Origin of the sequence: Flavobacterium galactosi, from assembly GCF_048158585.1 — a bacterium.
GTDB classification, from domain to species: Bacteria; Bacteroidota; Bacteroidia; order Flavobacteriales; family Flavobacteriaceae; genus Flavobacterium; species Flavobacterium galactosi.
In genome coordinates, this window is record NZ_JBLNKV010000002.1 from 304472 (window position 1) to 318370 (window position 13899).

The window sequence follows — 13899 nt, forward strand, 5'->3', positions numbered from 1 at the left end:
TTTAATTAAAATTAATGTTAAGTCCTACAACTATTGATTTAGCTATTGGAGCTCCTCCATAATCAACGGGAAGCGAGAAGTTACCATCAGAACTTGCAGAAGTATTTACTGCGTCTGGATTAAAACCTACTTTGTATTTATTCCAGTAAAACCAGTTTTCTCCAGTTATGTATAATCTTGCTTTGTCAATTCTTGTCAACGATTTTACAGCTTTGGCTAAATCATAACCCAATGTTATACTTCTGATACTAACATAATCGGAAGAATACAACCAATCCGTATTCGCTTGAAATCCAAAAGAAGTTCTCCAGTTACCTCTAACTGCAGGGTTAACATCAAGTGTATTTTCTACTGAAGCCTGACCTGTACGATCGATAGCTCTTCCTATTAAACCATAAACAGTACCGCCGTTTTGACCTTGAACTAAAATATTCAAATCAACATCTTTGTATTTGAATGTATTAGTAATTCCCCAAGTATATTTTGGTATTGGATTCCCAACATCAACACGGTCATCAGTAGTGATTTTTTTATCACCGTTTTGATCTACATATCTCGGATCACCAAGCACTAATTTATTCCCTCCGATAGTAGTACCACCAGTATCAATATCAGCTTGAGTTACCACACCATCTTGTTTTAACATAAATAGGGTATACATTGGTTTTCCAACTTCTAATTTCACGAATGGAACGCCGCTAAGACCGCTGGCTGCAATTTCAATTTTTTGTTGCCCAGGTCCTAATTCCAAAACTTTATTTTCGTTATGACTTAAATTCATGGAAGTTTTCCATTGAAAATCTTTACTGGCAACATTAACAGTATTTATTTCTGCTTCCCATCCTTGGTTCAAAACAGTTCCAATATTATCAAGATAACTACTAAATCCAGAGGCACTTGCAATAGGCACATTTAATAGTAATTCTTTGTTTTCTTTTCTATAGACTTCAAATGTTCCAGAAATTCTATTTTTTAATATCGAAAAATCGACACCATAATCAATACTTTTGGATTCTTCCCAGTGTACTGCGTTGTTTTCAATTGATGAAACACCTTGTCCGATAGCAAGAACTCCTCCGACGGTATAATTATAATTTCCAAGTACTGGTTGAGGATAGCTTCGAATATTATTACTACCATTCACACCTGCACTCACTCTCAATTTTAAATCGTTAATCCAATCTACATTCTCCATAAAACCTTCCTGCTTAACTCTCCATCCCAATGACAACGAAGGAAATTCCCCCCATCTTTGTTCTGATCCAAATTTTGAAGAACCATCACGTCTGTAACTGGCAGAAAACAAGTATTTTTCTTTATAGTTATACTGCAATCTGGCAAAATAAGAAAGTAACGTATTTTTCTCTGCAGTAGTGGTCCCAAGTGATCCCGTAGGTAAAGTTTCGGTAACAAAATTAGTATATAGAGCACCAGAAGAAAGCGTCGATTTTGTAATTTTATAAGAGTTGAAAGACTGACCTAAAAGTACATTGAAATTATGATTTTTGAATGACTTAATGTAATTTAAGGTGTTTTCAATCACCGCATTTTGTCTTCTATAGGTATTATAAGATCCACGAATATCCGTCAATTTACTACCCGGTGTATAATTTTCAGCAGTATTGTCAGTATTGTCAAAATTAAGAGTACTCTTAAGTGTTAAACCATCTGTAAGCTGATAAGTTGCATAAGAGGAAACAAGGTTTCTATACATAGAGTTCTGTCCTTTTCTATCCAATAAATTAAGCATACTTGTCGTAGTGCTTCCCCATAAGTACTTTACAGTATATTTTTCTCCATCAATATTGGGTGTATTTTCGAAAACTGGAGTTGCACCAAGTGCTTTGTGCAATATGTTGTCTTTTCCTTCTATACCTGGGTCATCCTTAATAGAGTAAGAAGGAGCTAAATTAATTCCCATTTTAAATTTATCGGATAATTTGATGTCAATATTTGCTCTTGCAGAAAACAAGGAATAACCAGTACCAACCATATACCCTTCGTTATCTTGGTAACTTGCAGAAACATAATAATTAACGGCATCAGTAGCTCCAGAAACGGCTAATTGATAATTATGAAATTCTCCTGTACTGAATACTTTATCTTGCCAATTAATATAATCTAATCCTGGGTGACCTGGCATATCCCATCTATCATCATAAAGATAGGTAGGGTATCTGGCATTACTTATGGTAAGTGGAGTCGAAGGATTTACTGCATTATAAGCAGCTGTCCTCTGTGCGGTAGTTTGAGAAGCTGTCGCTCCGGGGATTCCAGAAGCTAGCCATTGCGCATCAATAAAAACTTTTGCTCTATCTATCCATTGTTGTGAATCTAACACATCCACTCTATTCGCTTCCATATTCAATCCAGAATAAGTATTAAAAGAGAATTTTGCTTTTCCTGATTTACCTTTTTTAGTTGTAATTAAAACAACTCCATTTGAAGCTCTGGAACCGTAAATTGCAGCTGCTGCCGCATCTTTTAACACTTCTACTGAAGCAATATCATTAGCATTCATATTGTCTAATGGACTACCATTAGTGAATCCTCCTGAACCATTAGATCCCTCTGTATAAATAGGAAATCCATCTACTACATATAAAGGTTCGTTTCCTGCAGTAATAGATCCTGCACCTCTAATTTCAACACTAAAAGGTTGTCCAGGCAAACCTGAAGTTTGTTTTACCCTAACCCCTGCAATTTGTCCAATCATACCTTGATCAACTCTTGATAATGGTCGCTCTGTGAAATTCTCTGTTTTAATTCCAGAAATCGCCCCTGTCGTTAGTTTTTTCTTTTGTGTTCCATAACCAATAATAACAACTTCATTTAAGCTAGCGTTTTCAGATTCTAAAGAAACATTATAGGAACTTGCACTACCTATTTTTTGCTCTTTTGTTTTAAAACCCAAAAAAGAAAAAACTAAAGTTTCTCCTGTAGATACTGAAAGACTATATTTCCCATCAATATCAGTAATTACTCCTTTCTTAGTTCCTTTAACAAATATATTAACTCCTGGTATAGGAAGATTTGAAGGGTCATTAACTGTCCCTGTAACATTTTTTTCCTGAGCAAAACCTGATGTACACATCAAAGTACACATGATTATACTCATCAAAAGAATAATTTTGTTTTTCATATTACATTAAATTTTATTATTAATTCAATCCAAATATATCCATAAGAAAAACATCCTCTATCCTGTGCCTTCCTGTAGTCTTTTAACATAATATTATAATTTGAGTTAGACATAATTCCTACAAATCATAAATCATTGATTTTAAATTGTTTAAATATAAAGTTTGCGAAAAGTTCATATTATTTTTTTAATTTTTAAACATATTTAAAAAAAAATGGAATTTTTATCCTAAAAAAATAATTTATTGATACCATTTAAATGCATGATACATTAACTTTCTATCTTAAAAAATTAAATAGATTACTGAGGATAGTATTTTTTAGTTTAGCTTAAATAGATAGTATTACTAAACATACAATTATGAAGTTAATTAGTAGTCAGCCTAAAAACAACTGTATTTACGAATACTTCTAGAAGTTAATCTTGTTTTATTTCCTTTTTCATACAGCAATTTTTCAGAATTATAAAGAGACACTTCTACCTCATTTGTTGTTATTAAAACAGGAAAAAACTATATGAAAAAAGAATATTTAATAAAAGAGTCAAATATTTATGCTTATTTCATTTTTGGTTATACTAATAGTCTTTGCTGACCTTTAAAGTAGAAAGAAGTATATAAAAAAAGCGCTATAGTAAAAACTATAGCGCTTAAAAAAATATTTAATAATAGATCCTTTAGACTAATAACCAGGATTTTGCATTGCTTGTTTTTCAGTAGCCGTCAATGGTTTTCCACTTGCATATATTCCATCTAAGAAAGTTTGAGGAATAGGACGCAGGTTATGAAAATCTTGAATATTTGGAGCTGCTTCAGGATTGTAAGCTTTTGCTCTAGCTACCAAAGTTTTAGTTCTGCTTAAGTCCTCCCAACGGTGAAATTCCCCACAAAGTTCTCTGGTACGCTCATTCAATACTAAGCACAGCATTCGGTCGTAATCACTAGAGTATCCTAGTTTTGTAATTACAGCCTGATCCGCTGCAGGCAAGGCACTAATGCTTGCAATTGCTAAGTTAGTCGCTGCAGTTGTAGTTGCAATGTTATTAGATTCGTAATACGAGTTTTCAGGAATAAAAGAAATAGGAATCCCTACTTGTCCAGCAACTGTCCATGCAGCTGATCCATCAGTATAAGCAGCACGATTTTCTCCAGATTTGTAATTAGCACGTGTACGAACTGTATTAATGTAAGATAGAGCATCTGCAAAACTAGCTGTTCCTAATTTAGCCAAACGCACTTTTGCTTCAGCGGCCATCAAATAGGTTTCTGCCGAACGCGCTAATGTCATGTCACGAGATCCTTTTGTATTAGCTACATCTACCCTGTTACCATCCAGATGTTTACTTAAAGATGGAAATCTTACATCTGCCATTAAGCCAACTTTGTCTGCTGCATAAGCTACATAAACACTTGGAATTGTTTTTCCGGTTTTTGAATAGATTATAGCGTCTGTATTTTTAGTTTTTGCAAAGCGAGTGTCCGTAGCGTTATTGATAACGTACATAATACCTAAATCACCATTTACATAATAAGTTCCTGATTTATTATTTACGATGCTTTTTGTTTGAAAACTTTTCCAGAAACGGGAATCATTTACCTGATCAAATACATCAAAAACAAAATAAGTAGGTGCCAAACGGCTAAATGGTCTTCCCCCAGCCAAGTTACGTCTCATTTGAGGCAACTGGTCATACGTTGAAAGAAAATGCAAGTGTTGTTGATTCCCTCCGGAAGTCAAAGCACTGGCATTGAACTGAGCAGACAAGATTAATTCCGGTAGTTTTTCATTTGCACCATCTGCTGTTGTATAGTTCCATAAATCGCCAAAATTTGCGGCTAATGGATGGCTAGCAATAACTTGGTCTGACAAGGCAACTACTTGTTGCAAATCCGCTGCTTTTGTGGTCGAGTTCCAGCTGTCATTAATTTCGCTAGCACGTGCTAAATAAGCTTTTGCTAAATAATGGGCAGCGGCATCTTTAGTAATTTTAGCAGGTGCTCCTGCATTACTTAATAAACCATACGCTTGTGTAAAATCAGCAATTACTTGTTTAAATACTTCTTCTGGAGTCGCTCTGGTAAATTCCAATTCTACACTAGAACTGGTAGTCAATTTTATAGGTACACCTCCATATTGGCTCACCAGTTTTAAGTAATTGAAAGCTCTCAAAAAGTACCCTTCCCCTAATGCTGTTTTCTTGATAGCATCATTAGTAGAAACAATTGCTGTAGCTGATTCAATTAATTGATTGGCATTACCAATTCCAATATACAAATTATCCCAATTAGTGTTAGCTGCAACAGTGTTAGCATTAGATACTGTTACAAAAGCTTTTAGACCGGTAGAGTACGAGTTCCATGTCCAGTTAGAGGGATCTCCACCAGCATGAAATTCGTCTGTACCTGATTGTGTTGCGGTAAGAGGCACTTCGCTACTCAATTCTGCTGCAAATACTTGGTAGTAAGTTCCAACAGCCAAAGCTTGAATTCCTACTTCGGTGGTGTAATAATCCTTGCTATACGCAGTATTTAATTCTTCGTCCAGGAAATCTTGGTTACAGGAGGTACTAAGGCCCAATGTAGCAACTAGCATCAAATTGATGTATAGTTTTTTATAATTTTTCATAATTTATTTTTTATTTAAATTTAATTTTAGAATTGTACATTCATTCCTAAAGTAAATCCTCTATTAGAAGCAGTTGTTTGTGTGTCTAGATCAGTCCATTTAACTTTAGAAAAAATCATACCTGGATTGCTTGCTTGAATATAAAATCTCATTTTAGAAACACCAATTTGCTCTGCCAATTCTTCTGTGAAGCTATACCCTAAAGAGATGTTTCGTATTTTTAAGAACGAACCATTACGATACCCTAAAATAGGAAAAAAGGAATCACCAGTACCTGCCGAAAAGATTGGTTTTTGGTATTCTGAATTGGTATTATTATCATTATAATAATTAATAGCTCTTTGACTACCTTTTGCACCTTCGTTTTCTCCTCCTGTATTATAGGTGTATCCCATACGTCCATATACAAAGAAAGATAATTCGATATTCTTATAACTAAAAGTATTTGTTAATCCTGTTATAAATTTTGGATCAGCACTACCTATTATCACACGGTCGTTGTTAGCATCAATTTTATAGTCACCGTTTTGATCTACCGGTCTGGCATTTCCAAATGAAAAAATAGGTGTAGCTGAAAACGCGTTGAATTTAGCCATTTCGACAGCATCCTCTGGTTTCCAAATTCCGTTTGATTCAAAACCATAAATCACATTTTGCGATTGTCCGATAAATAAGTTGTTATTAATGTCATCAAATTTACCATTTTGTAAAGAAACAATACGGCTTTTTTGATAGGAACCACTAAAGCTAGAACTCCATTCAAAATCTTTCGTTCTTACATTTATAGTATTCAAAGTAAGTTCTACTCCATTTCCTTTTGTTTCACCTACGTTTTGATACGTATTAGTAACTCCAATAACCGTTGGAACACTTCTTCTTAATAATAAATCAGTAGTTTGACTTGTATAATATTCTAAAGCACCAGATAACCTGCTGTTAAACATAGAGAAATCGATACCATAGTTAAACTGTGCCGTTTGCTCCCAGCCCAATTCTAAATTACCTAAAGAGGTATTATTTGTTACACCAGTTCCTGTTGCGTAAACTATTCCTGTTAATGGAGGTTGGGTAGCGTAAGCAGGTACTGCGGCATTTCCGGTTTCTCCGTAACCTGCCCTTAGTTTTAATTGGTTAATCCAAGATGCATCTTTCAAAAAATTCTCTCTATCTAAACGCCATGCTACAGAAGCACTAGGAAAAATCGAAGCTTTGTTTCCTGGAGCTAGCTGAGAAGCTTCATCCTGACGAACTGATGCCGTAAGTAAGTATTTGTCTGCATAGCCATAGTTTACTCTACCCATATAAGATAACAATCCAGTATCTGTAAGGCCAGAAGAATAGCTGGCAAGCGTTACATTTGCAGGAGTTAAAGCATTCCATTTGTTTGCCACATTTTTAATGTCATTGGCAGACATGGCACTTCCTTCATTGTGATATTGTGTTTGACTCTGCAATAAAGTCAAGCCAAAATTATGGTTGCCTACTGTTTTATTGTAAAAAAGTAAATGGTCTAAAGTATAAGAAATGGATTGTTCTTTTGCCAATGAAGCAAAACTTGTACCGGAACGAATCGCTGATTTACCATCTAAAAACACCCCGTCGCGGTAAGACGTAATATCCGGACCAAAATTGACACGGTATTTTAAACCATCAAGTGCGTGAGAAAATGAACCAAAATCTAACTGCGCATAAAAGCTACCAAAAGCACGTAATGTTATACGTTGGTCTTGAGAGAATTTGTCTTCGCCCACAACGGTTCTAATAGTTGTATCTCCTCCTGGATTATCAATACGTACTCCATTGCTGTCATAAGGAACTGCGTACGGAAGATTAGCACGAGCTGTTTGATATATCCCTCCAGAACTTGTAGTGGCAGATCTACCTACGTTAGATTGTCCGAATTCGTTTATACTATAGCTGGTATTAAGATTGGCTCCCATAGAGAACCATTTAGTTGGTGTAATATCAATACTGGCAGTACCATTGTAGCGTTTGTAACCTTGACCTTTTAATGTTCCTGTATTATCCAAAAAGCCAAAAGAACCATACGCTTTCATTTTCTCTGTACCACCACTAACACTTACGTTGTGTTGTTGCGTAATCCCGGTACGGGTAACAAATTTAGTCCAATCGGTGGTCGCCACTTTAGAACCATCCCATGTACCTCCAGCCCATCCTTTTTGGATGTTTGCCCATGCTGATGGATCAGCAGATTCCAAGAAAATTAATTTATCATTCACGATATTTGGCGCATCTCCTTTTGGGAAAGCAGTTGGATTTGAGTAATGTCTTCCCCAACGACGAAATTCGATATATTCTCCCGCAGTCATCATTGGAGCATTCTCATGTATCGTTTCTGTAACAATAGAAGTATCGTAATTTAAAGTGAATTTTCCGTTTTTACCTTTTTTGGTTGTTACAATGATAACCCCATTGGCACCACGAGAACCATAAATAGCGGTAGCCGAAGCGTCTTTTAGAACGTCAATTGTTTCAATGTCATTTGGGTTTAAAAAATCAATTCCACCCGAATTTGCATCAACACTAATTTTTCCTGCTGAATCGGTAACAAGTCTCGAATTTAAAGGAATTCCATCCACAACATAAAGTGGTGAATTGGAAGCCGAAATAGAGCGAGCCCCACGAATAGTAATACTTCCTACTTGTCCAGGACGTTCGTTAGACGATATATCAACCCCAGCGGCTTTTCCTTGCATGGCTTGCACCGCATTTTGTACAGGTCTAGAGGCAATTTCTTCAGCACCTACACTTACAATAGATCCGGTAAGATCTTTTTTCTTCTTTACACCGTAACCAACAACAACAACTTCATCTAATGTTGCGCTTTCAGATTCTAAAGTAATATTATAGGAGCTTGCAGCACCTACTTTTTGTTCTTTTGCTTTAAAACCTATATAAGAAAAAACTAACGTAGCTCCGTCTGGAACTGCAATGCTGTATTTACCATCAAAGTCGGTACTCACCCCTTTTTGGGTTCCTTTTATAAGGATGTTTACTCCTGGTATAGGGAATTTTGAGGCGTCGCTTATTACCCCCGTAATTGTTTTTCCTTGAGCATAACCAGATGTGTATATCAATACACATATGATGGTGCTCATCAAAATTTTAAGTTTGTTTTTCATGAAATAGTATTTAGTTTAGTTAATATTCAAATAAATTATTTTGACAAAACAGCAGACAACCTTTTCTAACCTAATTTGTCTCTATGCTCTTTATAGGTATTATAGAAAAATTGCTGAATTAGTTTTCATTTTCTATGCCTAATGCTGTTTTTGTAACAAATACGTTTATATATCAATTTTAAATAAATGTAATCGATTACACAAAACTATATAATAATTTTCAATTCACCAAAGTAAATTCAAATAAATTATTATAAATACAAAAAAAACAATAAAAAAAAACACTTCTAATAAAAATTCTGAAACCTTTGATAACATTAGTTAAATCAGGTAATCACTATAGAATACATGATTAAGCTTATCAAAAAGATTAATTTTGTTTTCTTAAAGATTTAAATTAGTAAATTATTCAAAACTATTTATACGTCACCCTATACTTATCCTGTACTATCCTGCTTATTTTCAATATTTTATGATTTTTTGTAAAATTGACTTTTAATTATCATGTAATCGATTGCAATTCAATATTTTGAATTTTTAACTTAATTTTTTGTGTTTCTAATAAATTATTATTTGTAAATATGACAATTATATAATTTTTAAGGTTTTTGTGTGAAATTTCGACATCTGAAATGCTGAAAAAAAAGTTTGGAAATTCATAGAGAAATAAAATCACAGTGTAATTGTTCGTTTTTATGTTATTTTAAAAATAAATCCTGATGAGTTTCTTATTTCCCCACCTTATAAAAATAGCATCTAAATTCAAAGTTTTTTATTTTGAAACAAGACAAAAAAATCATGGCTATTGGGATTTTTAAAACTAATAATTTATAAATAAGAGCCATGAAAAAGGAAAAACTGAATGAATTTGTTTGAATTAAACGACATTGATAACGCTATATTCGAAAACACAGGATGCAACAGGATAGCATTTCTGAAGAGAGATTCTATTTTTACTTTAAAATTTTTTATTTAAACAGCAAATGAGAACTCATAAAATAGTGTTGGCTATTGTGATACTATTTTGTTTTTCCTGTAAAGAAAAACAGAGTACTATTAGCAATCAAAGCAAGATTCCAGTTTTAGAAACATCCAAAGAAAGTTCTTTGGCTACCGTTTGGATAGATTCAGAAACTGGACACAAAATAGAAAAGTTGATTGACCGAAAAGGAAACAATAGCAGTTTTTATTTTCACAACAATCCATTTTTACCAACAAAAAACAAAAAAGGATGGTTAATGGTTTTTTACGGAAGTACTCCTAATGGGTCGCAATTATTTACAATTGATTTGAAAACAAAGAATATTGTTCAAATCACAAATAAATCCGGAAGTAAAAGTGGCGAAATTGTAGGTGACAAAACACGTAAAGTGTATTACCGAATAAATGACAGTATTTTTGCTACCCACATTGACACACACGAAACAACATTTATCTTTAAATTCCCAACGGACAAAATGGGATCTATAACTACTTTAAATGCTGATGAAACTATGCTTGGTGGGGTTATATCTTCCAAAGAAGAACAAGAAATAATGAAAAAATACCCTGAGAAAAAGGACTTTTTCGACAGAATATATGATGCAAAGCTAGAGCGCACTTTAATCACAATTGATGTAGCAAACGGAAGCCTAAAAGAATTATTTTCTGAAAAATCTTGGTTGAACCATGAGCAATTCTCTCCAACTGATCCTAAATTATTGATGTACTGCCACGAAGGACCTTGGCATAAGGTGGATAGGATATGGAATGTGAATATTGATACAAAAAATAAGGAAATCATTCACAAAAGAACAATTGAAAGGGAAATTGCTGGACATGAATTTTTTAGTCCTGACGGTAAAACAATTTGGTTTGACCTTCAAATACCCAGAGGAGAAACTTTTTATCTTGCAGGAAAAAATCTTAAAAATGGAGAAGAAAAACGGTACGCATTACAACGCGATGAATGGTCTATTCATTACAACATTGCTCCAGATTTAAAATCCTTTGCTGGTGATGGTGGTAACGATGGACAGGTTGCCCATGCCAAAGATGGTCGATGGATTTACCACTTTATACCTAAAGGGGATAACATGGTTTCCACAAAATTAGTGAACATGAAAAATCATAATTATAAATTAGAACCCAATGTACATTTTTCTCCAGACGGAAAATTGATTATTTTTAGGGCTAATTTTGAAGGGAATTCCCAAATATATGCCGTAGCAATTGATAAATTTAAACAATAATATATGTCCATGAAATTTAAACAATATTACATCCTTATTGCAATAGGAATTCTTTTTTCTCATGAATCTTCTGCTCAAACAACAGCAGTTTCGCCATGGCCAAAAATAACAAATACAAATCAACCATGGGCCCGTTGGTGGTGGATGGGAAGCGCCGTTGACAAGCCTAATCTTAAAAAAAACCTTATCAATTTACATAAGGCTGGTATTGGTGGTGTAGAAATAACCCCTATTTATGGCGTAAAAGGTGAAGAAGGAAATTTTATAGATTACCTCTCCCCAAAATGGATGGAAATGCTTGATTATACAATTCACATTGCAGATAGTACTGGTATGCAAGTTGACATGGTTTTAGGAACAGGATGGCCTTATGGAGGTTCTCAAGTAACCTTGCCCTATGCCGCAACAAAATTAGTGGTAGAAAAATATAGTGTAAAAAAGGGAGCAAAAATCATTCAAGAAATCAAACCTGACAGTACCAAAGAAAAAGTACCGGCCCAACTATTAAATGTCGTGGGTTATGGTGCTGATGGTACATATATAGACCTGACGGATAAATTGGACGGGACACTATTAAAATGGAAAGCAAAAAAAACAGATTATACGCTGTATGCCATTTTTAGCGGAAAAACGGGACAGCAGGTAAAACGTGCAGCCCCAGGAGGAAAAGGCTACACTTTAGATCATTATTCAGAAGAGGCACTTAATGCTTATGTAGTACCTTTTGATAAAGCGTTCAAAGGATTTGAAGGAAAAGTACGTTCGATTTTTAATGATAGTTATGAGGTATACGACACTGATTTTACGCCTCAATTCCTGAAAGAATTTGAAAGCAGAAGAGGTTATGATCTTAAAGAACAACTCCCAAAACTATTAAGCAAAACGGATGATGAAGCGGACAACCGAATTAAAAGCGATTATCGCGAAACCCTTTCCGATCTATTATTGAACCGTTTTGATAAGCCGTGGACCAATTGGGCACATACCAAAAAATTTAAAACAAGACTTCAAGCACATGGATCCCCAGGGAATCTGATTGATTTATACGCTTCCGCAGATATTCCAGAATGCGAAACTTTTGGTTCTATGCCATTTGACATTTCGGGCTTAAGAAGAGAAAAACAAGACATTCGAGAAGGTGATGCCGATCCTGTTATGCTTAAATTTTCTTCCTCTGCAGCACATATTTCAGGAAAACCATTGGTTTCTTCAGAGACTTTTACTTGGTTACGCGATCATTTTAAAATCGCGTTGTCGCAATGTAAACCAGAGGCTGAGGAATTACTTCTCAATGGAGTCAACCATATATTTCTTCATGGTTCTACTTATTCGCCAGAAAGAGCAAAATGGCCGGGCTGGAAATTTTATGCCTCCGCAAATTTTAATGCAACCGATCCCACTTGGGAGGATGCTCCTTCCCTATTTTCTTATATTGCCAGTTGTCAATCGATGCTTCAACAGGGAAAATCAGACAATGAAACCTTATTGTATTGGCCTATCTATGATACTTGGAACAAGTATCAAGGCGGAACTTTGTTTTTTCAGTTTAAAATACATTCTCTTTCAGAATGGTTAAAAGGAACTGCTTTTTATGATACTACCCAAAACCTAATGAAGAATGGCTATGGAGTAGATTTTATTTCTGATAATTTTATTTCTCAAGCACAGGTTAAAGACGGAAAAATAGTTTTACCGGGAGGAACTTTTAAATCCTTGATTGTTCCTGCCTGCGATAAAATGCCAATGGCAACTTTAGAAAAATTAATAGCCTTGAAAAAAGCCGGAGGAGCAATTATTTTCCAAGGGCTTCCAACATCAATTCCTGGTTATTATGAATATGAAAACCAGAACAAAAAATTAGCTGCTTTAATGGAAGAAAATAAAAAAAGCATTCAACCTGTTGCTAACCTATTCAAAGCATTAGATGAAGCACAAGTATATCCTGAAACTCTAGTTAACACGGGTTTAAAATACATCCGAAGAACTATTGACGGAGAAAAAATATACTATTTGGTTAATCATACTGCTAAGGCAATCGATGGTTTTATTCCGTTAAAAATTGGCAATAAGGAAGTGGTAATTTTTGATCCGTTAACCAAAGAATACGGTAATGCTATTGTTCAAAAAAAATCAGATGCAACATTAGTTAAGCTTCACCTTGAATCCGGACAATCTTTTATCCTTAAAACGGAAGATAAAGCGTCACAGCAGGAATGGAAATATTATCAAAAAACAGCCGATGCCATTGCTTTAAAAGGGAATTGGGAACTGTCTTTTGATAAAGGAGGGCCTAAATTACCTTCGAATGCCAAAGTTTCAACTTTAGAATCTTGGACAAAATTAAGTCCAGAAGCAGAAGCCTTTTCTGGAACAGCAACCTATACGTTACAATTTGATGCTCCAAATACAGCAGCGGATAATTGGAATTTGAATCTTGGCGATGTACGCGAAAGTGCCAAAGTATGGTTGAATGGTTCGTATATTGGAACCGCTTGGTCGGCACCTTTTACAATTAACCTGGGAAAGCTGAAAAAAGGAAAAAATACATTGACTGTTAAAGTCACTAATCTTGGAGCCAACAGAATTAGAGATATGGAACTCAAAGGAGAAGAATGGAAGATTTTTTACGAAATAAATATGGTAGATAAGGATTATAAAAAATTCGATGCCACTAAATGGTATCCTACTCCATCAGGATTGTTAGGCCCGATTACTATTACACCATTAAAAGAAAACAATTAATTTTAATTAACGATTCC

The 13899-nt window shown here is 34.6% G+C and carries 5 protein-coding genes; 2 read left to right on the forward strand and 3 right to left on the reverse strand.

The genetic code is table 11. From position 1 onward, the window contains the following. Window position 1: 1 nt before the first annotated feature. From ACM55M_RS05420 to ACM55M_RS05430, 3 genes are all read right to left on the reverse strand, one after another. On the reverse strand, window positions 2-3142 hold the full coding sequence (locus ACM55M_RS05420) for a SusC/RagA family TonB-linked outer membrane protein (protein ID WP_416856564.1): 3141 nt from the start codon (window positions 3140-3142) through the stop codon (window positions 2-4). Between the two features lie 680 nt (window positions 3143-3822). Further along, window positions 3823-5766, reverse strand: a complete 1944-nt coding sequence (locus tag ACM55M_RS05425; protein ID WP_416856565.1) for a RagB/SusD family nutrient uptake outer membrane protein — start codon at window positions 5764-5766, stop codon at window positions 3823-3825. A gap of 26 nt (window positions 5767-5792) precedes the next feature. Continuing rightward, window positions 5793-8909 carry a SusC/RagA family TonB-linked outer membrane protein gene (locus tag ACM55M_RS05430; RefSeq protein ID WP_416856566.1) on the reverse strand — a complete coding sequence of 1039 codons (3117 nt, stop codon included), beginning with the start codon at window positions 8907-8909 and terminating at the stop codon, window positions 5793-5795. Window positions 8910-9892: 983 nt separating this feature from the next. Between ACM55M_RS05430 and ACM55M_RS05435 the strand changes: the two genes are divergently transcribed. Then, window positions 9893-11140, forward strand: coding sequence for an oligogalacturonate lyase family protein (locus tag ACM55M_RS05435; RefSeq protein WP_416856567.1), 1248 nt, complete (start codon window positions 9893-9895; stop codon window positions 11138-11140). A 9-nt stretch (window positions 11141-11149) separates the two neighbouring features. Further along, window positions 11150-13882: a glycosyl hydrolase gene (locus ACM55M_RS05440; protein ID WP_416856568.1), complete on the forward strand. Its 2733-nt coding sequence runs from the start codon at window positions 11150-11152 to the stop codon at window positions 13880-13882. Window positions 13883-13899 lie beyond the last annotated feature (17 nt).